Here is a 20,966-nt window from a genome sequence, read left to right on the forward strand (position 1 = left end):
GGTCCCCTGCTTGGTGCCCATGAGTATCATTGAACTTTTTGAAGTTGCTGCAAGACTGATCCAATCTGCGGGCAAACATGATATCGCCGCCAGATATGGTGGAGAAGAATTTTGTTTAGTCATGCCTGGAGCGGATTTAAAACGCGGCTTCGAAATGGGAGAACGTATCAGAAAGGCGGTAGAGGCCGCTTCTATCCCGAATCCGAACGGAGGCCCTGATTTCCAAGTTACTCTTTCTATAGGAGTTTCCGAGTTTTGGTCCAGCGATCGAAACAATAAGGATCTGATAGAAAGAGCGGATAAGGCGCTTTACGAAGCAAAACATTCCGGTAAAAACAGGACCATTTCCTTCCAAATCCCGGTCCAGAACTAGTTTTTTCCCATTTTCTTAGGGATTTCGGGCTTATCGAATTCTAAAATTCGACCGAAACCTCTATCATGGAAAAACAACTTGAGCTGGACCATTATTATATCAGCCAGATTGAAGAGGCGGAGCTCGGAAAACGTATCCGTAATCGTGCTTTAGGAAGAGAAGAGTTCGATTTTTCTCCTTATTCCTGCTTTATAGAGTATAAGGCAAAGGATGTTCAGACAGGAATAGAGTATAGGGACTGCGTGATCGACTATACACGTTGTCCAAATTCCCGCTGTATCAAAAAACTACTCTAATTCAAACGCGAACTCTTAGGAGTTCGCTTTTCCAAATTTCTTCCAAATAAAAAAGAATCGATTTTTTCCTCAAATTTGAAATCCTAATCGGGTTTTCGAATCATTCAGATGTTTTTTCTTCCGAATCGTACATTCAAAAAAAGAACTATTCTTTCCAGGATTGTCCTTGGGTTTTTCTTCTTTTATGTAGCCGGATGTACTACTTTCGATTTTCGGAATTTATTCTCAGGTTATATCCGTTACGAAAAGGATGCGGGCGGAATTTGGATCAGGCTTCCTTTAAAAGAAGTGGATCATCTTCCTGTGATCTATCTTTCTTTGGACAAGGATAGAGAACCTCTTAGGTTCCTGATAGATACAGGCGCATTTGTTTCTTTCCTTTCGGAAGATCATGTTCCGGAAAATTCTACTAAAAGAGTTTTGAGCGCAAGTTTTCCTGGAGGTTCTGTCCAGTCCGTAAGAAGAACGATCAAAAACGATCTATTCATCGGAGGGATCCGTCCGTTCGAATCGGTGGAATTTTATTCTCATGTGTTCCCTAAAGAGCTGAGAGTGGATGGGATTTTAGGAATGAATGCGTTCTTAGGTTCGGTTGTTGTTCTTGATTTGCCGGAAAGAATTTCTATTTGGAGATCTTCTATCTCCAGCCCAGCTCCCGGTTTTTTGGAAGAAAATTTATTTCCTATGTTTCTGAAGTCCGGCCAACCGTCTGCGGTACTTCTTCGTCCCCCTGGAACCAGAAAAGAATCTTGGATATTTGACACAGGAGCGGAATACAGTGTTCTAGACTGGGAGACAATCAAGTCGGATCATCCTACAGAATATGTAGAAGGAAAAGAAGCCACCGTGTTCAACTTCGGCGGTGGAAGACTTCAGGCAAAGATCAGAACGCTTCGGCCTTTTTGTCCTGTTTTCGTGAAAAACGATTCTGAAGGAATAGGCTTCTGCACTCCTGAATTGGAGGTGTTTCCCGGGGGAATTCCTCCAGACGCTTTACATTCCGACCATCGAAGAGGGATCGTCGGGATACTTGGCCGGAATTGGATGGAAAACTATCGAATTCTTTTGGACACAAAAAGGAGTCTTATTGGTATAGTAGGAAAAGAATCGGTCCCAGGAAATGAGTAAGGGTAAGATCATAGTAGCGATGAGTGGAGGGGTGGACAGTGCGGTCACTGCAGGCCTACTCATGGAACAAGGTTACGAAGTGATCGGTGTCAACCTGCGCACCTGGGAATATGAGGCTCCCGCCTGCGATACTACCAAAAAATCCTGTTGTTCTCCGGAAGATATAAGGGACGCGAGGGACGTTGGTCTTTCTTTAAATATTCCTTTTTATGTGATCAAGATGGAGAAACTTTTCCAAGAGAAGGTCATAGACAGGTTTGTAAACGATTACAAGGAAGGAAAGACCCCGAATCCTTGCGTGGAATGTAATACTTTCGTGAAGTTCGGTGCCTTATTTGAAAAGGCGCAAGCATTAGGAATTGATAAAATTGCTACGGGGCATTATGCAAATATCGTAGAGATAGACGGAAGATATGCCGTCTCCAATGCGCAAGACATGAATAAGAACCAGGCATATTATCTATATGGTCTGTCCCAAGAGAATCTGAAAAATACAGTTTTTCCTCTGGGTGGAATGACAAAACCTGAAGTGCGCGAGATCGCAAGAAGAATGGGACTTCCAGTAGCTGAAAAAGCGGAATCCCAAGAGATCTGTTTTATTCCTGAAAACGATTACAGAAAGTTTTTAGCTAAGAAAAATATTAACTTCACTCCTGGAGTTTTCAAATTACAAGATGGCCAAGTGATTGGTGAACATTCCGGAAAAGAAAACTTCACCATTGGACAAAGAAAAGGTTTAGGTATTGCCTGGAAGGCTCCTTTATATGTAATCTCTATCCAAGACGACGGAACAGTTGTTTTGGCAGAAGAGAGACAAACCTTCGTAGGATCTTTTATCGTAGAAGATCTGAATCTTCAAGCCTGGGCCCCAGTTTTAGAAACGGAAAGCTCAGAATGTAGAGTGCAAGTAAGATACCGTTCCCGTCCTATCAAAGCAAAAGTAGTACGTAACGAAAACTTTATAGAAGTATTTCCTTTGGAAGAAGTAAAGGGAGTGGCCCCAGGTCAATCCGCTGTCTTCTATCCGAATGATTCTGATTATTTACTCGCGGGTGGAATTATCCGAAAAGGAAGTGTGATCACCTACGAAAAATCCGATCTTACAATATTAGAAAATTCGGAACTAGGAGTAAGCGTTCTTCCGTGAGTAAAAAAATCGCAGGTAAGACGATCCTAATTATAGGCGGAGGACTTTTACAAGTCCCCATCATCCAAACGGCAAAAACGATGCTTCTTAGGACAGTGGTGGCGGATATGAATCCGGATGCGCCCGGTCTGAAAATTTGCGATCTTCCTCTTATCATGTCCACAAAGGATATAGAAGGAATGGTAAGAGAGGCTAAAAAATTATCCGCTACTACAAAGATAGATGGGGTCATCACCGCAGGAACGGATGCGAGTATGACTGTTGCCGCAGTAGCTAACGCATTAGATCTTCCTGGTATCAGATTTGTGGATGCGGAAGCAGCTTCTAATAAAGTAAAGATGAGAGAACGCCTGAAAAAAGCAGGAGTTCCGATTCCAGGTTTTGCTCCTGTTTGGAGTATCCAAGATACACGTGATGCGTTGGAATTCCTACAATTCCCATTGGTAATGAAACCTGCGGATAATATGGGAGCCCGCGGAGTTGTAAAAGTAAACAATCGGGAAGAGCTACAGGCCGCATTCAAACATGCAAAAAAATATTCACCGACTGGTGAGATGATCTTAGAAGAATATATGCCAGGTCCCGAAGTTTCCGTGGATGCGCTTGCATGGGACGGAAAATATATGATCACAGGTCTTGCGGACCGTATCATTGAAAGAGAACCCTATTTTATAGAGATGGGCCATAATATGCCTTCTGCTCTTTCTCCCGAGATCCAAAAAGAAATAGAAGATGTGATGTTCCGTGGAATGCAGGCTCTCGGGATCAGAAGAGGTGCAGGTAAAGGAGATATTAAAGTTACACCTACAGGTGTAAAAGTGGGAGAGATCGCGGCACGTCTTTCCGGTGGATTCATGTCTGCATTTACTTTTCCTTTATCTAGCGGGATCAATCTAAATAGAGCAGCCATATTGATTGCGCTTGGAGAAGAGCCTGATAATTTAGAGCCGTTATTTCATCGAGTATCCATTGAAAGAGCATTGCTTGCGCCTAAGGGAAAACTTCTTGCAATCGACGGACTGGAAGAAGCTAAGAAGATCGAAGGTGTAACTGATATTTACCTCTTACACAAAGTAGGAGATATTATCCCGGAACCCACGAACAATATTGAAAAAACCGGGCATGTGATCATCTCTGCGGAAAATTTGAGTCAAGCAGAGAGTGTATTCTCCAAAGTATTAGAAACGATTCAATTTACTTGCGACGAGTTATATTCCATTTCCGAGAAAGAGATCGCGGCTAACGCAAGATCTCGTTTTGGAAAGGAAATCTGTTGGGTCTGCAAGGTTTGTGACGGAACTGACTGTGCTTCCGGAGTTCCCGGGATGGGCGGAGTAGGAAGAATGCTCAGCTTCCAGGACAATACAAAAGCATTGGAGGAATATTCTATTCTACCCAGATATATCCGCGACAATGTGCAAGCGAATACCGAGAGCCTATTTTTAGGTCAGAAATTATCGACTTCGTTCATGTGCGCTCCAATGACGGGTGCAATCACAAACATGAGCGGAGCCATGGACGAATATACATTAGCCGCAGTTTTATTGGAAGGATGTTTGGCTTCTGGCAGCTTGGCATGGTTAGGCGATGGCGCAAGCCCGGAGAAATATCTGATCATTCTGGAAGCTCTCAAAAAAGTGGACGGTAAAGGTATCCTTATCTGTAAACCTCGCGAAGACGAGGGACTCATCAAAGAAAGATTTCAAGAGGCAGAGGCGCAGGGTGTCATCGCACTCGGAATGGATATAGACGCGGTAAATTTCAAAACTCTGGTGCAGAAAAAAATCCCTTCCGTCACAAGAGGAGTGGACGCACTCTCTAAAATACGTTCTTACACTAAACTTCCTTTTATCTTAAAAGGTGTAATGAGTCCTGAAGATGCGATCCTTGCGAGAGAAGCAGGGGCGGATGCAATCGTTGTTTCTAACCATGGTGGCAGAGTTTTGGATGACATGCCAGGAACTGCGAGAGTTCTTCCTATGATCCGTGAAGCATTGGGACCTGATTTTCCAATCTCCGTAGATGGAGGTGTGAGAAGTGGGGCAGACGTTTTCAAAATGCATGCATTAGGCGCAAACAACGTTCTTATCGGAAGACCTATGGCAATTTCCGCAGTGGGCGGAGGAGTTGCCGGAGTCCGGTTTTTAGTGAGCCAATACACGGAAGGATTGGCACAGGCGATGAATACGGTAGGAGTTTCTAAAATTTCCGAAATTAGGAAAGAATTTATTTTCAGAAAAAAAGAGGAGACTTCCTCGTAAAATCCCGCTTAGATTTTTCTTTTTACCCGACTTTTGATATAATTCCACAAAAGGTTTTCGGGTATCCCCTCAACGTATTAGTACAATATAATGCAAAGTATAGATTTATGCTCCCGGTTGGAGTTCCAACTAAAGTAAGAAGAATTGATCTGGAAAATTACTTGGAACTAGTAATTTCCTTTCCCTAAACAAGGGAGCCGTTAAACTCGGATTCCTTGTTAAAGGGTCAGGGATTCCTTTAGGAGGAAAGTTTGGATAGGACAGTCAAAGAAACAGAGGCTCTGACTAAAATCCTCCAAACATTATTTGCGAGACTACCGGTTTCTGTGGAAATTAAGGGCAGGTCCTATCCCGCAAAAATTGTAGGGATCAAAGACGGTCTCTATCTTCTGGCGTCTCTACCCGGAAAATCGGATGGAGAGAAGACCAGGATCTTATTTCTCACTCATAATAATCATTTTTTTCACGGCGTTTTTACTGTTGTTCAAAGAAATGAAGGTAACGCTTTAGAATTACTTAGGATCCAAGCGGTAAAGGTCAGTGAGGCAAAACGTGCGCAAGGTAGGGTGGATTTGGAAAACGGCAGAGAGCCGATCATCCTTACCAATATCATCAACCAGCTCCACTTAAGGCGTTCATTAGGTTTTATTGATAAAATAGTAGAGACCATCCTTCAGAAACATTCCAAAAAAATGAAAGAGACCTATCCGGAGTCTTTGATCTATTTTTCGGATCGAATGGATAACCGTCTCAGGATCATGTACAACTTCGAACAATCGATTTTTGTTACCAACCGTTTGGAAAGAAGTTCCGGTGGAGCAGGGCAAAATTTCGTTCCGATTGAAGAATATCTGAAACTTCTTGCATTGAATAAGATAGAATCCAGATTTATTTCCGAAATTTCAGTTCTGATACGTTATAAAAATTATACTCCTCTCGGCTATGTGCAGGTTCTATCCGAAAAGCCGTTAGATACTGAAGATTATAATAAGATCACATTATTCGCTGCTGCCGTCTCTAGGGACGTGATTGCTTCAGGGTTCTTCCAAGAATCCAAGGAAAGATGTATCGCAGAAGATATAAGCAGAAGTGGACTTGGATTTTTCCATGCTCAATCTATTTTCTTTTCCAGAAGTTTTGCTGTGGGAGAAATATTACTCTTCGATCTGCAGTTGAACCAAGAATTGAGAGGAACTTATCGTGCCGCTATCCGAAACATCACGAATACCGACAAAATGTTCCGTATCGGTTTGCAATTCTTTAACTTAAATTCCAAAGAAGAAGAGATGCTGAACCAATTCGTGGATTCCAGATTAGGACCTGGAGAAGGTTCTCAAGCTCCGGAATCTACTGTGCAAGAATCAAGTCTTCCATCTGAAGCTGGATCTGCTCCGGAAATGGAAACAGTTTCGGAAGATATTCCGGATATGGGTTTTGAAGGAGAAGAAGAGTCTGTCTAATTCTCCTGCGCACGAAGGTCTAAGAACAAAGGTCGGGAAAGAAGAAGCCGGTTCCAGACTGGATGTATTTCTCGCTTTCCGATTTACTTACCAATCCAGATCCAATTGGAGAAAAATATTAGAAGAAGGTAAAATACTCGTCCAAGGAAAAGTGGCAAAACCTTCTTACTCCATTAAAGAAGGTGACGAGATACTTTATTTGCCTGGAGAAATTTTCGAACCTCCTGTTCAAACCGACTTCAAAATTTTATTCGAAGACTCTCGTTATATCGCAGTCGAAAAACCTGGAGATATTCCGATTCATAGTGCCGGAAGATACAGAAAAAATAATCTTACGGATCTATTGGAAGAAGATTCCCGTTTTGAAAAGATTTATACTATTCATAGATTGGACAGAGAAACTTCCGGAGTGGTAGTTTTTGGAAAAGATTCGGAAGCAGCTTCTAAATTTGCAGATCTATTTTCCAAAAGGAAAGTAAACAAAACGTATATTTCTTATGTTTGGGGAAATTTTCCTACTTCCTTTAGGGCAAAAGGATATTTGATATCGGATCCTTCTTCTTTAATTCGTAAAAAGAGAAAATTCGTCCAAAAAGATTTTTTTCAAAAATTAGAAATTCCGGAAGAAGATTCGGAAACCTGCGAAACTAATTTTAGAAAAATAGGAGAAGGCACACTTCATGGGGTGCCTTTTTCTAAAGTGTATTGTTTTCCAAAAACAGGAAGGCTCCATCAAATCAGGGCCACGTTGTATTCTTTAGGATTTCCATTACTTGGAGATAAAATTTACGGCAAGGATGAGAGTGCGTTTATAGAATTTATAGAAGGAAAGGACCCTGATTTGATCGCTAAACTTGGAATGAATAGACAAGCTCTACATTCAAGTTCTCTAAAGTTCATTCATCCATTTACAGGAATAAAAACTAAGATCGGATCGGATTTGCCGGAGGATTTTCCGGAATGAACGAAAAACCAGGGTTTTGGATCTCTTTATTTCCTCTTGGATTTTTGATCCTTTCATTGAGCACTGCAGGTTATTTATTCGGAAGCGGTATTGCGGAAGGACCTGCCCAAATTTTATTGTTCAGTGCCGGTGCGATCTCCGCGGGAATTTCCAGAATCAGAGGAATTTCTTGGGAGAAGATAGAAGACACAGTTTTAGATTCTCTAAGAAACGTTCTCCAGCCAATACTCATTTTACTTCTGATCGGAGCATTAATCGGGATTTGGATCCGTTCTGGAATCGTTCCTGCGCTCATAGTCTGGGGATTGGAACTACTAAAGCCTGAGATATTTTTACCGTCTGCACTTATCTTATCTTCCGTCGTTTCTCTGGCTACAGGAAGTTCTTGGTCCACTGTTGGAACGATCGGAGTCGCTTTGATTGGAGTGGGAGCAGGACTTGGGAAACCGTTGGGAATGGTTGCCGGGGCAGTAGTTTCGGGTGCTTACTTCGGAGATAAACTTTCTCCCTTTTCGGAAACTACAAATCTAGCATCTTCCATTACTGGAGTTTCACTTTTATCACATATCCGTAATATGGCTAGGACCACTTTGCCGGCATTCGGGATCTGTCTTTTGGCATTTGGGTTTTTGGGATGGGGTGGTAACCAAGGAGAAACGGAAACTGCAACTGGTCCTGTGATTTCCGCACTCAAAGCTGAATTTCATATTTCTTGGGTTTTACTTTTTCCTCCTTTGCTTACATTTTTTCTGATCTATTTTAGAGTTTCTGCAATTCCTTCCATATTTATAGGGGTTTTGAGTGGGGGAGTTTGTTTCGTGCTGACCCAAACTAATATATATGCAAATTCTTTAAACTTCCAAGATGCTGCTTCTTCCGCTTTTAAAAATTTGGTCTCTGCCGCCTCGGAAGGAACGAAGGTAAGAACAGGACACGCGGTTGTAGACGGATTATTATCCAGAGGCGGAATGTCTTCTATGCTTTCCACAGTTTGGCTCATTATCTCCGCCATGTTTTATGCAGGGATCATGGAAGGAGGAGGGATGACCCAAGTTTTAGCCGAGAAGGTCTTGAACTGGGCCAACGCGAGAGGATCTCTATTTGCAGCTACAGTATTTACCTGTGTTGGAACAAATCTATTCTGTGCGGATCAATATCTTGCGATCGTAGTCCCAGGCAAAATGTTCAAAGAAGCTTATTCCAGAAAAGGATTGGATCCAAGAAATCTTTCCCGCTGTTTGGAGGATTCTGGAACAATGACCTCCGCATTAGTTCCCTGGAATTCCTGCGGTTCCTTTATGGCTACCGCATTAGGAGTTCCTACACTCGTGTATCTTCCTTACGCATTCTTAAATTTACTTTCTCCTTTATTTTCCTTAGTCACGGGATGGACAGGTTGGGGCCTGGCAGGAAAAGATCTGGAATCTAAAAAAGAGTAATCTTGAACTCTTTTTAGCTTTTAAGAAGAACAAGGTTTCTATAACATTTGCTCGATTATAAATCTTAGAAAAATGCTTGTGTCGTCACAGCGATATGCGAAAATACTAAAAAAGTGAGCAAAAGCTCACATTTTAGAAAGGCATGTCTCGGGTGAAATTCCGAGATACTTCGAATATGAGGAGAGGAGTTCCGATGCCTAAATTCCATTTAAAAGAAAGATACGTTTCCCTGATTGGACTATTGGTCCTGGGGATTTTGATGGGAGCTTTCGCTTCTTCTTGCAGCGGCAAAGAAGGGGAAACAACGGAAGGTTTTGCCCATGTGGTCATGGTGGATAATGCATTTTCTCCGCCTATGCAAAAGATCCCGGTCGGTGGTCAGATCGAATTTATAAATTCAGGGGCCAACCCTCACAATGCGATCGCAGTGGATAAGTCCTGGTCTACCGAAAAGAGTTACGGTAATATCGTGATGCCAAGAGGCGCAAAGGTAAAGATCACTTATCCTAAGGAAGGTGTTTTTCCTTATTACTGTAGCTTCCACGCTTCTCCTGATGGAAAAAGCGGAATGGTTGCTGATATAGTAGTTGGAAATGCGGTTTATAATCCTGCGGCAAGAGCAGGTAAGGATTGGAAGGTTGCTGAAAAATTTTCCGGAACTACTCGTAAGGTTCCGCAAATGTATCCTACTATCCAAAACGCGGTGGATGCAGCAGCTCCTGGCGACCTTATCCTGATCGACGAAGGTGTATATAATGAAGAAGTGGTGGTTACTACTCCTTCTATTACCCTAAGAGGAACGGATAGAAACAAAGTAATCTTAGACGGCCAATTCCAAAGAGCGAATGGTGTGATCGTAGTTGGAGCAAACGGTGTTGCAGTGGAAAACATGACTGCAAGGAACTCTACTTTAAACGGTTTTTTTTGGACAGGTGTAAAAGGATATAGAGGTTCTTATCTAACTGCTTACAATAACGGAGACTACGGAATCTACGCTTTCGATTCGGTAAATGGAGTATTAGAACATTCTTATGCTTCCGGATCTCCTGACGCGGGGATCTATGTTGGACAATGTTATCCTTGTAAAGCGATCCTTTATGATGTGATCTCTGAGAATAGCGCTTTAGGTTATTCCGGAACGAACGCTGGAGGAGAATTATATATCATCAGTTCCATCTGGAGAAACAATATTGTGGGTTTAGGTCCGAATTCCTTAGATAGGGAACTTCTTCCTCCTGAAAGAGAGACCACGATCATCGGGAACCTGATTTACGATAATAATAACCTGACTGCTCCAATCAAACCTCTGGAATATCCTACTTATGGAACAGGGATCTTGATTGCAGGTGGTATTAATAACGTAATCAAGAATAACGTTGTGATCGGACATGATAACCATGGTATTGCGATCTTTCCTAATCTAGATGAAAATTTCTGGTTCTCTCATAGGAATATTGTGGAAGGCAACATTGTACATTCTTCCGGTTTTGGGGACTTGACCCTTGCAGGACCGATCAGCATTGGAAACTGTTTCTCTAACAATAAATTCCAAACTTCAGTTCCTCCTTTATTAGAAAAAACGAATTCTTGCGGTTCAGGGATCAGGATCCCTATGGGCGGAGAAATTTTTACGGCATATAACGCTCTTTCTTTAATGGTGGATGCGACTCACGGAATTTATCCGAGCGGAGATTGGAAGAACCAACCGGTTCCTCCTCCACAAACAAATATGCCTGGCGGAGTTTCTGCACAAGTAAAACCTGCGATCCGTCCTTTCGAGGATTTCGGTTTGGATTTGGATAAGGTAAAACTTCCGGAAGAGGCGGCTAAAATCCTCGCGGAAAGAAAACCTAAGTTCGGGGATGTTCTGGGTGGATTCTCAGTTCCTAAACCTTTGGATATTCAAATCGTGCTGTTCCGTTGGTTCGGATATTTACTTCCACTGCTTCTTTACGTATGTCTGGTCAGCTTAAGTGTTTATGACCTAGTTTCTAAATCGGAAACAAGCATCGGTAAATATGTATGGTTGGCATTCGTTTCCTTGGTGCCTTATATTGGAGGAGGAGCTTATCTTCTTTCAGGCAGATCTTCCTATCCTAAATACTTGAGATTCACTCTTGTATTTGCCGGATTTGGAGCTTCCTTGGCCTTCATTTTCTACCTTGGGTTCACCATAGTAGGGAACGTGGGTGCGGGTTGATTCTCGGGAAATTTAATACATTAGAATTTTAGAATATAATAAGGAGTTATTATGGAAACTACTCAATTTTACGATCCAGGATTTTTTACCTTACTTTTCAACTTTTACGGATACTATATTTTCTACATTTTATTCGCTCTATGGGCTCCTTTGGCCCTGATAGATTTGTCTAAAAGAGAAGATGTGGATGCTAAGAAAGGAAGTTTATGGACAGCGGCAATCATTCTTGTCCCTCTATTCGGGGCAGGAGCGTATCACATAGTCGGCGGTTCCAAAATCCCATCTTGGGCAAAGAATAGTCTTGTGTATGGCGGGATCGGCCTTTTGGTCTTAACACTTCTGATCTCCACTATCGCAAGATTCTAAAAAACGGAAAGATACGATGAATCGGAAGGATTTCCTTCGTTGGTTAGGAATAGGCGGTGCCGGACTCGCAGCGGGAACCGGGATCGCCGGAATTACCTCGGGCAGAAAAGAAGATCCACTGTGTAGGACGACAGGATCTTCTGTTTCAGGGCAGACTTCTTCTGCCCCGAATCCTTCTATCCGACTACCTGGATCTATAGGTGGGAATTCCTACGGAAGTATGGTCCATCCTCCGATGTTCGCAGATTCTGCGTTCTTGTCTAGGATGGAATTACATTCTACGATCCCTCAAGCTCCTTCCGGTCCAAAGTTCCGTTCAGAGATTAATATTATAGAAATGCCATTGACTGTGGCTCATAATACTGTCGTGGATGCTTGGACTTTTGACGGTATTGTGCCAGGAAAAGTAATCCGTGCAAGACTTGGTCAAGAGATGGAATTACTTTTTAGAAATCATTCCAATCATCCTCACTCAGTTCATTTTCATGGTACTCATGATCCTCAGCAAGATGGTTGGGAACCGATTGCTCCAGGTGCGGAAAAAATCTATAAGATCACCGCGGGTCCAATCGGTTTTCACCCTTATCATTGTCATGTTCCTCCTTTAGCGAGCCATATGTCCAAGGGTTTGTATGGTGGATTTATAGTGGATCCTCCCGGAGGAAGACCACCCGCACTAGAGTTCATGTTGATACTTGCCGGTTGGGACCTAAATGAATCTGGCCGTAACGATATATATGCTTGGAACGGGATTGCAGGATTTTACGATCGTTTTCCGATCAAGGTCCCTGTTGGAAAAAAAGTAAGATTGTATATTGCGAATATGACTGAACATGATCCGATAGCTTCTTTCCATCTTCATTCTCAAACATTCGATGTGTATAGAACAGGAACTAAACTTGTGCCTGATGAACATACCGACGTAATCACTCTTGGTCAAACCGAAAGGGCAATTGTGGAATTTACACTTACTAAAAGAGGAAGATATATGTTCCATCCTCACCAGACTTATATGGCGGATAGGGGAGCTATGGGTTGGATCGTAGCGGTATGAATTTTCTAAAATCAAATTATAAAAACATAATCTATTCTCTATTAATTCTTGGAGTCGGTTTCGGAGTAGGTTTTTATATGAAGAAGAAACCTTCTTCTAAATTCGCATCCGAGGCTCCTGTCGCAGAATGGAAAACCGCCATTTTAAAAGATACCGAAGGAAAATCTATTAGACCATCCGAATTACCCGGAAATTTGTTCGTAGTCTATTTCGGATTTTCCCATTGTCCTGATATGTGTCCGATGGCTTTAAATGATATCGAGAATGCATTTATTTTCTTAAAAGAAGATTCTAAAACCGTCACTCCGGTGTTTATCACGATCGATCCGGAAAGAGACACTCCGGAAGTATTAAGAAAATATATTTCTCATTTTCCAGGAAAAGAGCTAGTTGCTTTAACTGGCGGAAAGGACCAGATTGGGGAATTGCAGAAAGGATTTGGAGTATTCTCCCAAAAGACACAAGTTCCTCAGGGAAATGGAGAATATGGAATGGATCATACTCTCTTCATTTATTTAGTAGATAGGACCGGAAATATATTAAGAGCTTATCCGACAGGGATCAAAGGAGAAGAACTTGCAAAAGAGATCAGAGAACTTTTATAAATTTTTTTAATAATAAAATACTCTGTGCTCTCGGTGATCTCCGTGTGAAACCCTTACTCTTTATCATAAAAAGCGAATACAACCGCAAGGATCACCAGGAAAAAACTTACTGCGTGATTCCATTTCATTTTTTCCTTTAAGACCAAAATTGCAAATCCCACAAAAATGGTGATAGTGATCACTTCTTGAAGGATCTTCAGTTGGAAACCGCTTAAACCATCCTCCGCATATCCGATCCGATTTGCCGGTACCATAAGGCAATATTCTAAGAATGCAATTCCCCAAGAGATAAGGATGGTTTTCCAAATAGGGACATCCTTCCAAAATTTCAAATGGCCGTACCAAGCAAAGGTCATGAATAAGTTCGAAAGTGTGAGTAAAAGAAAAGTCCTCATAAATCCAGGAAAATCGAAAGGAAGAATGGAGGCAAAAAAAAACCGGACTGAGGGCCCGGTTTACAAGTAAGGATTTGCTGAAAAACAATTAGTTAGTTTTTACCTCTATCTTTTTGCTTAAAGGTTTCTTTCTGGGTAGTTTTAGCTGTAGGACCCCATTTTTAAGAACTGCGGAAATTTTATCTTCTTCCACAGGTTCTGATACAAGGAAGGTCCTTTTATAATCTCCTGTTCCGTATTCCGAATATCTTAAGGTTCCTTTCGGTTCGGAGACATTGGTTTTTGCGGAGATCCTAAGCTCGTCCTTCTCCAAAGAAATTTCTAGATCGGATTCCTTTACGCCTGGAAGGTCCAGAACAAGAAGATATTCTTCCTCATTGGAATAGAGATCAGTAGAAGGAGTGTAAGTTGGCCTTGGTCTTTGAGTTTTCTCTTGTTCTGCTGCTTTTTCTTCTGTTTTAAGTAATTCTGATACGCTCATTTTTTTCTCCTTATGCCTTTGCTTCGATACGGATCTTTCTTGGTTTTTCGCTTTCCAGAATTGGAAGCACTAAGGTTAAAACTCCGTCTTTTACGGTTGCTTCTACCTTTTCCGAATCTATTGCTACTGGTAATTCTAATCTTCTTTGGAATTTGCCTCTGGCTCTTTCTATCCGGCGAGGTCTGTCTTGGGTATATTCCTTCCATTCACCTGAGATGGTGAGAAGGTTATGTGCTACTGTGATGTCCAGGTCTTCGGGAGAAAGTCCCGGAATCTCGGCAGTCACTGTGATCTTGTCTTGGTCGGTATAAACATTTAGGGCAGGATATACCTGTCCGCCTTCCGAGACTGGATCGAATAAATTATGGAATCTATTTTGAATTCTTCTGACTTCGCTAAAAAAATTTGGTGTTCTCATTATTGCCTCCTGGGCGTATTTAGCACTTATATATATAGAGTGCTAAATTTTAAAAAAGGTTCCACTATTTTTTATAAAAATTAGCACTTTTTAATTTGGAGTGCTAATTGGGGAAAAGCTCTGAATCCCGGCTATTCCGGCCTAAAACAGGCTTTTGGAGGGAAAAAAGAAGATATTCCTTTTCTGGTTCAGGAAGAAGATTAGCCGAAATTTTAGACTTCTTAGGCAATTCTCTCGGACCAGAAAGGAGAAATTTTGAACCCGGAACCCAATCTGAAAAAGAACAGAATACTTTTGATCCGTTGCAAAGATGAAGCGGGACTGATCCATAGGATCACAGGATTTTTGGCAAAAATAGGCGCCAATATTGTCGGGAACCAAGAATTCGTGGAACCATTGGAGAAAGTATTCTTCATGAGAACCGAATACTCTCTCGAGAACAGAGCAAAAGAAGAAGGCCTCATTTCCGAACTTGCAAAAATCCTTCCAAAAGACGCTGAGCTTACTTTATCCAACCCGAGATTTCCTAGGGTAGTTCTACTCGCCACAAAAGAGCCTCATTGTTTGGGAGATATTCTCCTTCGTTGGAGATACGGTGAATTGCCGATGGAACTTTTGGGCGTAGTGTCCAATCACGAAATTTTAGGGGACTTGGTCCGGGATTTTAAACTTCCTTTTCATTGTATCGCAAGCGAAGGAATGAGTAGAGAAGAACATGAAAAACAATTGGATTCTTATTTGATGGAACTCCAACCGGATTGGATCGTTCTCGCAAAGTATATGAGGATACTCACTCCTGAGTTCGTAAAAAAATGGGAAAATCGAATATTAAATATCCATCATTCATTTTTACCAGCATTTGTGGGAGCAAAACCGTACGAGCAAGCGTATAAACGTGGGGTGAAGATCATAGGTGGAACTGCTCATATAGTGACTGAAAATTTGGATGAAGGACCGATCTTAGTCCAAGACGTTTGTCATGTGGATCACGGATATTCTCCGGAACGTTTGGTCTTATACGGACGAGATCTGGAGAAGGTAGTCTTGTCCAAGGCTCTACGTTTACTTTTGGAAGATAGAGTGATGATCTTTCAAAACAGAACGATCATTTTCGAATAAATTAATCGTTACTATAATATTAGGTTTTTAGAACATACATGAAATTAAAATACGTCGGTTTTATTTTTTCCATACTACTCGCTTGTGTTCCTCTTATATTTTCCTTTTACGGTTATGTTCCTCCTTCTGTGGGCGGTATGTTTTTTATCTTTTTGATCGCCGCCGGGTTATGGATTTATGAAATTATTCCAGGTCATGCGACTTCTATTCTGATCATACTTTCTGAGATCATTCTTTTTTCCAATCCAGGTAAATGGGAATTCTTAAAACAATTTGCAGGCCCAGGAAAACCAAACGCTCCTGCGGTCTTTTTAGCATCTCTTGCTGACTCCGCAGTGATCCTGTTTTTAGGAAGTTTCGCATTGGCTAAGTCTTGCGTAAAAGTAGGAGTGGATCGTTGGTTGGCAAATCGGGTTTTGCCTTATTTCGGAACTTCTCCTAAATATGTTTTACTAGGGCTTATGTGTATTACTGCCACCATCTCTCTTTGGATGAGTAATACTGCCACGGCATCTTTGATGATCGCTTTGGTGTTTCCATTGCTCATGGTCTTGGATAAGGATGAAAAATTTAGAAAAGCGGTCCTGATAGGGATCCCTTTCGCTGCGAATTTAGGAGGGATAGGAACTCCAATCGGTTCTCCTCCGAATGTGATCGCGTTTGCAAATTTGAAAAACCAAGGATATGGAGACTTTATTTCTTTCGGAAGTTGGATGCTTGTTGCAGTTCCTCTTTTGATCATTCTACTTTTTGCGGCATGGTTTTGGCTTCTTCGTGCTTTTCCGGCCAGTCACGGTTTAAGTCTTTCTCTTCGTTATGAAACTATCTCGGAAGAAGGTTCCGAGAAAAGACTGAGATTTGTTTTGTTTGGATTTTTGGTAACAGTCCTTCTCTGGCTGACTGAATCATTTCATGGAATTCCTGCGGGTGTTGTTGCCCTATTCCCACTTCTTCTTTTTACCGCGTTTGGAATATTAGAATCCAATGATTTACGTTCTTTAGAATGGGATGTTTTGATCTTGGTCGCAGGCGGGATCGCTCTAGGAACAGGAATAGAGAAGAGTGGGGCAGGCGTTTGGTTCGGAGAATTGATCGGCAAACAGGCAGGCCCAGGAGAAAGTCTCTGGGTGCTTGGGATCTTTTTTTCGATCGGACTTTTTCTTTCCACGTTCTTATCGAATACTGCTACTGCGAATCTTTTGGTTCCTTTGGCTCTTCCTGTCGCTGCCTTATTACTTCCAGGTGACGAATCCTATGCGATCCAATTAGTTTTAGGATCTGCGTTAGGCGCTTCTTTGGCAATGTCATTGCCTGTATCTACTCCACCGAACGCAGTTGCTTATGCAGTTGGAGGTTTTGAGATTAAGGATATGGCCAAAGTGGGTGTGAGGATCGGAATTTTAGGTTTGGTTCTGGTCCTTTTGGGATTCCTGATCTTTAAATAATCGATCCTGCGAGCGGCATCGACGGTTTATTTATTTCTAAAGAAGAGTAGAATTCTTTCTTATTATTTATTTCCGAAAACGAATCGGGACTTAAAACTGTCCCGAAACATGTTGTTTTTTCGAAAACACTTCATTTCCTCGATCCGGATACTTTTCTGTTCTCCGTTTTTGCTTGCGCTCGCATGCACCGGAGTTCCGGAAAATACTTCTGGCACCGAACCTATCCCAGAAACACAAACAAGTATCGTATCAAAGATAGAAACCCAAATAGATAAGTTATTCGGAAAAGAAGAAGATCCAGAAGTGGTAAAAGTCCTATTGGGCGGGGACGTTATGTTTAATTGGGGGATCCGGGACACGATTAAATCTAAAGGTGAATTGGCCCCGGTTAAAGGATTAAAATCCGTTTTTGAAAGTGCTGATCTAAGAGTTTTAAATTTGGAAACTCCCGTCGTGTCCGAAAGAAGTTGGGATCACGGTAAGGCTTACGTATTCCAGGCAAAAGCATCTGATCTAGAAAGCATGAGCTTTTTAGGAGTGGATCTTGTCTCTCTAGGTAATAACCACGCGATGGATCATGGTCCGGAAGGATTGGAAGAAACTCTCAAGTTTTTGGGAGATAGAAACATCGCCTCCATCGGTGCAGGAAAAAATTTAGAGTCCGCTTTTCGTCCTTGGATTTGGGAAGGGAAGGATACAAATCTAAGAGTTTATTCCGCTACTAATGTAGCGGAAGGTCGATCTCATTATGCAGGACAAAGTCCAGGGGTTATGCCTTTGGATCCGGAACTAATCTTGAAAAAGTTCCAGGTAGAAAAATTCCAACTGAATTCATCTCGTGCGCCTAAAAAAGATAAAAGATCTAAAGCGATTTCCCCCGGAAAACAATTCAGGATACTTTCACTTCATTGGGGAGTGGAATATTCTCCTTTTCCAACGATTGAACAAAGAAAGATCGCAAAGACTTTGGCTGACGGAGGATTGGATATTATAGTAGGACACCATCCTCATATTCCACAAGGTATCGAAAAAATAGGGAATACGATCGTATTGTATTCTTTAGGAAATCTGATCTTTGGGAGCAGGAACGCCTACTTAAATCATAATTTAATCGTAATACTCCATATTAAAAAAAGCAAATTGATCAATATAGAGCTTGTTCCTATTTTCGGAAAATTCCAAAACGAAGATCATTTGGTCAGGCCTCTCGAAGGAAAAGAAGCCGAGAATTTTTTAAAAGAAGTCGCGGTCCTTTCCCAAGACCTGGGCACTAAGATTCGGATCGAAGGGGACAGAGGTTGGGTGGAACTTGACTAGACAACATTAGCCCAGTTTTCTATTTTCAATCCTGGAATTTTTTGGAAATGCTTTTCATTATTTGTGACTAAGGTATAGTTCAAATATAAAGCCGTAGATCCTATGAGCAGATCAAAGTCTTGCACTGTATTTCCTGTTTTCTGTTGAGCAGCTTTGAGCTCTCCAAACGTTTCCATAATTCCTTCAGTCAATTTTATCACTGGAAAAAGTTCGGCAATTCTTCGGACCGTCGCCAGATTTCTTTCTTTGTAGTTAGATTTCTGGGCACCAAAGATCAATTCTCCGTAAGTGATTACTGAGAGTGATTTAATGGAGTTCTTACGGTCCAAAAAATTTTGCCGAACGATTGGATCTTCCTTTATGCTATAGATGATGATATCCGTATCAATCAAATAGCTCATCTGCATCTCTTCCGCGTGTGTTCTTAGTTCGGGAGGAGCGTATTTCCTCTACGATCTTTTCTGGGCTTCTGTCATCCACCCAGGACCCAGATAATTCTAAAAAACTCAAGGTCTTACGTTCGGATTCTTTATTGTCGTGTGCTAGATAGTTCTCAATTAGAAGAACAACTTCTTGGCTTACGGATCTGTGTTCCATTTCGGCCCTCCTTTTTAATGCTTCGTAGAGTCTGTCGTCTATGTCCCGGACTTGTAAGTTTGCCATATTCTGAACCTTTCAGAATATGATATCATATTTTATGAAATTAAAAGCATATTTCATGAAATTGAAAGCCTTAGGATGGAAAAAGACATTCCCTCGCATTTTGGGGAGGAGTCAAGAATGGGTCTCGAAAATGAAAATTAGAAATAGAGAAGGCTATCGGAATATTGATTCTAATTACGTCTTAGAAGCTTTTTCGAAGCTAAGACGCCCAAATCTATTCCACTTGACCCCTTGCCCCTAAAGCCGAAAATAGGACAAAATTCGGTTCTTCTGCTCGCCGCATTTGCGCAGACGGGCATTTTCCCATAGGAGAAACTTTTGAGAAACTACGAGATTACTACAATCACGCGTTCTACCTCGAAGGAAGTTGCTAAAACTGAGGTCCTTGAGATCTTCAAAAAGCATTCCATCAACGTGACCGCAGAAGAAGATTGGGGTCAGAAAAAACTTTGGCATCCAATCCAACACCAAGACTACGGAATATTCACTCACTTCAAAGTGAATGCAGAACAATCCGCCTTAGAAAAGGTAGAGCGTGACTTTGGTCTGAACCAAAATTTACTACGCTCTATGATCGTCCGCCTCAATGGCTAACGATATCAATCGGGTGACCCTTGTTGGGCGCCTGACCCGTGATCCGGAATTTAAAACCGTAAACGGGACTTCTCTTGTGAATTTTTCCTTAGCGAACGGTCGCACTTATGTAACCGGCGGCGAGAAAAAAGAGGAAACTCATTTTTTCGACTGCGAGGCTTGGGGAAAAGGCGCGGATATCATCCAGCAATACTGTAAAAAAGGCAAACAACTCGTGATCGAGGGACGCCTTAAGCAGGATACCTGGGAAACCATGGAAGGCAAGAAGGCCTCCCGCATTCGTATCGTCGTGGAAAATTTCCAGATGATTGGCGGTGCTAGGGAGAATGGAAGCGGAGAGTATGGCTCTTCCGCTAGTAGCGGATCTTCTTCTTATTCATCTGCTCAAGATGATATGGGAAGTTCTGCAATGGACGACGATATACCTTTTTAACGAGGACAACATTCATGTCAGATAATGAAACACAAGAAGAATTAAAGCAGGAAATGACTGCTGAGGGCATGCCTTTAGATCAAGAAGGAGGACGCCCGCCTAAAAAACAAAACAAGTATAAGAAGAAAGTTTGCCGTTTTACTGCAGACCCTGAGCTTGCTAAACAAATTAATTATAAGAACACCGAACTTTTAGAAAGATTTATCACTAACCGTGGTAAGATCATTCCGAGAAGAATTACCGGAACTTCTGCAAAGTATCAAAGGATACTTGCGAGAGAAATCCGCAAAGCGCGTAGCATCGGTCTTCTACCGTTCAAAGTAAACTAAGGAGAAACTAATGAGAGTAATATTACAAAAAGATGTTTCTAACTTAGGAGACGCGGGAGATGTAAAGGAAGTTGCGGACGGTTTTGCTCGTAATTTTCTTTTTCCTCAAAGACTTGCTGTAAGAGCTTCTGAAGGTAAGACCAAAATGGCGCTTCACCAAAGAAAACTTGCAGATCTTAAAAAAGAAAAACGTAAGAAAGATATGGAATCTATATCTTCCGGATTGAACGGGAAAGAATTTGAAATTTCCGTTAAAACCGGAGGCGGGGATAAACTTTTTGGAGCGGTAACTCCTGCTGATGTAGCAGCGTTGTTAAAAACTGCAGGATTCGAAGTAGACAAACGTAAAATCGAATTTGCAGAACCTATCCGTAACCTAGGTTCCTATAAATTGAAAGTGCGTCTTGCAGAAGGTATCCTCCCAACTATCACAGTTCATGTGAAGAAAGAGGAAGTCGTTTCTACCGAAGCGTAACCCG

24 protein-coding genes are annotated in these 20,966 nt (G+C 41.8%); 19 read left to right on the forward strand and 5 right to left on the reverse strand.

Annotated features, from left to right (window positions below; all coding sequences use genetic code 11):
- The 12 genes from CH352_RS19155 to CH352_RS10320 form a co-directional block, all read left to right on the forward strand.
- A partial coding sequence (locus CH352_RS19155; protein ID WP_244283359.1) for a GGDEF domain-containing protein occupies window positions 1–373 on the forward strand: 373 nt, incomplete at its 5' end.
- A gap of 65 nt (window positions 374–438) precedes the next feature.
- Window positions 439–669, forward strand: coding sequence for a hypothetical protein (locus CH352_RS10270; RefSeq protein ID WP_100707036.1), 231 nt, complete (start codon window positions 439–441; stop codon window positions 667–669).
- 108 nt (window positions 670–777) lie between these two features.
- Window positions 778–1,797, forward strand: coding sequence for a retropepsin-like aspartic protease (locus tag CH352_RS10275; protein WP_100707037.1), 1,020 nt, complete (start codon window positions 778–780; stop codon window positions 1,795–1,797).
- Entirely contained in the window at window positions 1,790–2,944 is a 1,155-nt protein-coding gene (gene mnmA, locus CH352_RS10280; protein ID WP_100707038.1) for a tRNA 2-thiouridine(34) synthase MnmA, read from the forward strand. Before CH352_RS10275 ends, mnmA begins: the two co-directional genes overlap by 8 nt.
- Complete coding sequence (locus CH352_RS10285) at window positions 2,941–5,205, forward strand: alpha-hydroxy-acid oxidizing protein (protein ID WP_100707039.1); 2,265 nt, start codon at window positions 2,941–2,943, stop codon at window positions 5,203–5,205. Before mnmA ends, CH352_RS10285 begins: the two co-directional genes overlap by 4 nt.
- 251 nt (window positions 5,206–5,456) lie before the next feature.
- Entirely contained in the window at window positions 5,457–6,665 is a 1,209-nt protein-coding gene (locus CH352_RS10290; RefSeq protein WP_100707040.1) for a PilZ domain-containing protein, read from the forward strand.
- Window positions 6,658–7,629 (forward strand): pseudouridine synthase, encoded by a 972-nt coding sequence (locus tag CH352_RS10295; protein ID WP_423789707.1) that lies wholly within the window; start codon window positions 6,658–6,660, stop codon window positions 7,627–7,629. The genes CH352_RS10290 and CH352_RS10295 overlap by 8 nt, the downstream gene beginning before the upstream one ends.
- Entirely contained in the window at window positions 7,626–9,068 is a 1,443-nt protein-coding gene (gene nhaC, locus CH352_RS10300) for a Na+/H+ antiporter NhaC (protein ID WP_100733511.1), read from the forward strand. Before CH352_RS10295 ends, nhaC begins: the two co-directional genes overlap by 4 nt.
- Before the next feature lie 193 nt (window positions 9,069–9,261).
- A complete protein-coding gene (locus CH352_RS10305; RefSeq protein ID WP_100707307.1) occupies window positions 9,262–11,268 on the forward strand; it encodes a PLDc N-terminal domain-containing protein in 2,007 nt (668 codons plus the stop codon).
- A gap of 51 nt (window positions 11,269–11,319) precedes the next feature.
- On the forward strand, window positions 11,320–11,634 hold the full coding sequence (locus tag CH352_RS10310) for a phospholipase (protein ID WP_100707042.1): 315 nt from the start codon (window positions 11,320–11,322) through the stop codon (window positions 11,632–11,634).
- A gap of 16 nt (window positions 11,635–11,650) precedes the next feature.
- Window positions 11,651–12,688: a multicopper oxidase domain-containing protein gene (locus CH352_RS10315; RefSeq protein ID WP_100707043.1), complete on the forward strand. Its 1,038-nt coding sequence runs from the start codon at window positions 11,651–11,653 to the stop codon at window positions 12,686–12,688.
- Window positions 12,685–13,293: an SCO family protein gene (locus CH352_RS10320; RefSeq protein WP_100707044.1), complete on the forward strand. Its 609-nt coding sequence runs from the start codon at window positions 12,685–12,687 to the stop codon at window positions 13,291–13,293. Before CH352_RS10315 ends, CH352_RS10320 begins: the two co-directional genes overlap by 4 nt.
- 53 nt (window positions 13,294–13,346) lie before the next feature.
- Here CH352_RS10320 and CH352_RS10325 read toward each other — a convergent pair whose 3' ends face one another.
- The 3 genes from CH352_RS10325 to CH352_RS10335 all read right to left on the reverse strand — a co-directional run bounded on the left by CH352_RS10325 (window position 13,347) and on the right by CH352_RS10335 (window position 14,587).
- A complete protein-coding gene (locus CH352_RS10325) occupies window positions 13,347–13,688 on the reverse strand; it encodes a DMT family protein (RefSeq protein ID WP_010515410.1) in 342 nt (113 codons plus the stop codon).
- A gap of 88 nt (window positions 13,689–13,776) precedes the next feature.
- Window positions 13,777–14,169 carry an Hsp20/alpha crystallin family protein gene (locus tag CH352_RS10330; protein ID WP_100707045.1) on the reverse strand — a complete coding sequence of 131 codons (393 nt, stop codon included), beginning with the start codon at window positions 14,167–14,169 and terminating at the stop codon, window positions 13,777–13,779.
- Between the two features lie 10 nt (window positions 14,170–14,179).
- Window positions 14,180–14,587: an Hsp20/alpha crystallin family protein gene (locus tag CH352_RS10335; protein ID WP_100707046.1), complete on the reverse strand. Its 408-nt coding sequence runs from the start codon at window positions 14,585–14,587 to the stop codon at window positions 14,180–14,182.
- A gap of 255 nt (window positions 14,588–14,842) precedes the next feature.
- Here CH352_RS10335 and purU point away from each other — a divergent pair, with 255 nt between their 5' ends.
- From purU to CH352_RS10350, 3 genes are all read left to right on the forward strand, one after another.
- Window positions 14,843–15,706: a formyltetrahydrofolate deformylase gene (purU, locus tag CH352_RS10340; RefSeq protein ID WP_100707047.1), complete on the forward strand. Its 864-nt coding sequence runs from the start codon at window positions 14,843–14,845 to the stop codon at window positions 15,704–15,706.
- 38 nt (window positions 15,707–15,744) lie between these two features.
- Window positions 15,745–17,151, forward strand: a complete 1,407-nt coding sequence (locus CH352_RS10345; RefSeq protein WP_100707048.1) for an SLC13 family permease — start codon at window positions 15,745–15,747, stop codon at window positions 17,149–17,151.
- A 108-nt stretch (window positions 17,152–17,259) separates the two neighbouring features.
- Window positions 17,260–18,468 (forward strand): CapA family protein, encoded by a 1,209-nt coding sequence (locus tag CH352_RS10350; protein ID WP_100707049.1) that lies wholly within the window; start codon window positions 17,260–17,262, stop codon window positions 18,466–18,468.
- On the opposite strand, the gene CH352_RS10355 is transcribed toward CH352_RS10350, so the two are convergent.
- Both CH352_RS10355 and CH352_RS10360 read right to left on the reverse strand, forming a co-directional pair.
- Window positions 18,465–18,869, reverse strand: coding sequence for a type II toxin-antitoxin system VapC family toxin (locus tag CH352_RS10355; protein WP_100707050.1), 405 nt, complete (start codon window positions 18,867–18,869; stop codon window positions 18,465–18,467). The genes CH352_RS10350 and CH352_RS10355 overlap by 4 nt on opposite strands.
- The gene (locus CH352_RS10360) at window positions 18,853–19,131 is read right to left on the reverse strand and encodes a FitA-like ribbon-helix-helix domain-containing protein (protein WP_100707051.1); all 279 of its coding nucleotides are present in this window, start codon (window positions 19,129–19,131) and stop codon (window positions 18,853–18,855) included. The genes CH352_RS10355 and CH352_RS10360 overlap by 17 nt, the downstream gene beginning before the upstream one ends.
- 318 nt (window positions 19,132–19,449) lie before the next feature.
- Between CH352_RS10360 and rpsF the strand changes: the two genes are divergently transcribed.
- The 4 genes from rpsF to rplI are packed head-to-tail and all read left to right on the forward strand — an operon-like array spanning window position 19,450 to window position 20,962.
- A complete protein-coding gene (gene rpsF, locus CH352_RS10365) occupies window positions 19,450–19,725 on the forward strand; it encodes a 30S ribosomal protein S6 (protein ID WP_100707052.1) in 276 nt (91 codons plus the stop codon).
- Entirely contained in the window at window positions 19,718–20,158 is a 441-nt protein-coding gene (locus CH352_RS10370; protein WP_086446612.1) for a single-stranded DNA-binding protein, read from the forward strand. Before rpsF ends, CH352_RS10370 begins: the two co-directional genes overlap by 8 nt.
- Window positions 20,159–20,172: 14 nt before the next feature.
- Entirely contained in the window at window positions 20,173–20,487 is a 315-nt protein-coding gene (gene rpsR, locus CH352_RS10375) for a 30S ribosomal protein S18 (protein ID WP_100707053.1), read from the forward strand.
- A 10-nt stretch (window positions 20,488–20,497) separates the two neighbouring features.
- Entirely contained in the window at window positions 20,498–20,962 is a 465-nt protein-coding gene (gene rplI / locus CH352_RS10380) for a 50S ribosomal protein L9 (protein WP_100707054.1), read from the forward strand.
- Window positions 20,963–20,966: the final 4 nt, after the last annotated feature.

The organism is Leptospira hartskeerlii, from assembly GCF_002811475.1.
GTDB classification, from domain to species: Bacteria; Spirochaetota; Leptospiria; order Leptospirales; family Leptospiraceae; genus Leptospira_B; species Leptospira_B hartskeerlii.

Excerpts from the sequence above, each read along its gene's own strand:
- CH352_RS10270 (WP_100707036.1), top strand. The coding sequence starts at position 439 with ATGGAAAAACAACTTGAGCTGGACCATTATTATATCAGCCAGATTGAA.
- nhaC (WP_100733511.1), top strand. The coding sequence starts at position 7,626 with ATGAACGAAAAACCAGGGTTTTGGATCTCTTTATTTCCTCTTGGATTT.
- CH352_RS10360 (WP_100707051.1), bottom strand. The coding sequence starts at position 19,131 with ATGGCAAACTTACAAGTCCGGGACATAGACGACAGACTCTACGAAGCA.
- CH352_RS10275 (WP_100707037.1), top strand. The coding sequence starts at position 778 with ATGTTTTTTCTTCCGAATCGTACATTCAAAAAAAGAACTATTCTTTCC.
- CH352_RS10370 (WP_086446612.1), top strand. The coding sequence starts at position 19,718 with ATGGCTAACGATATCAATCGGGTGACCCTTGTTGGGCGCCTGACCCGT.
- rplI (WP_100707054.1), top strand. The coding sequence starts at position 20,498 with ATGAGAGTAATATTACAAAAAGATGTTTCTAACTTAGGAGACGCGGGA.
- CH352_RS10325 (WP_010515410.1), bottom strand. The coding sequence starts at position 13,688 with ATGAGGACTTTTCTTTTACTCACACTTTCGAACTTATTCATGACCTTT.
- CH352_RS10310 (WP_100707042.1), top strand. The coding sequence starts at position 11,320 with ATGGAAACTACTCAATTTTACGATCCAGGATTTTTTACCTTACTTTTC.
- CH352_RS10320 (WP_100707044.1), top strand. The coding sequence starts at position 12,685 with ATGAATTTTCTAAAATCAAATTATAAAAACATAATCTATTCTCTATTA.
- CH352_RS10330 (WP_100707045.1), bottom strand. The coding sequence starts at position 14,169 with ATGAGCGTATCAGAATTACTTAAAACAGAAGAAAAAGCAGCAGAACAA.
- CH352_RS10350 (WP_100707049.1), top strand. The coding sequence starts at position 17,260 with ATGTTGTTTTTTCGAAAACACTTCATTTCCTCGATCCGGATACTTTTC.
- CH352_RS10305 (WP_100707307.1), top strand. The coding sequence starts at position 9,262 with ATGCCTAAATTCCATTTAAAAGAAAGATACGTTTCCCTGATTGGACTA.
- mnmA (WP_100707038.1), top strand. The coding sequence starts at position 1,790 with ATGAGTAAGGGTAAGATCATAGTAGCGATGAGTGGAGGGGTGGACAGT.
- CH352_RS10355 (WP_100707050.1), bottom strand. The coding sequence starts at position 18,869 with ATGAGCTATTTGATTGATACGGATATCATCATCTATAGCATAAAGGAA.
- CH352_RS10345 (WP_100707048.1), top strand. The coding sequence starts at position 15,745 with ATGAAATTAAAATACGTCGGTTTTATTTTTTCCATACTACTCGCTTGT.
- rpsR (WP_100707053.1), top strand. The coding sequence starts at position 20,173 with ATGTCAGATAATGAAACACAAGAAGAATTAAAGCAGGAAATGACTGCT.
- CH352_RS10335 (WP_100707046.1), bottom strand. The coding sequence starts at position 14,587 with ATGAGAACACCAAATTTTTTTAGCGAAGTCAGAAGAATTCAAAATAGA.
- CH352_RS10315 (WP_100707043.1), top strand. The coding sequence starts at position 11,651 with ATGAATCGGAAGGATTTCCTTCGTTGGTTAGGAATAGGCGGTGCCGGA.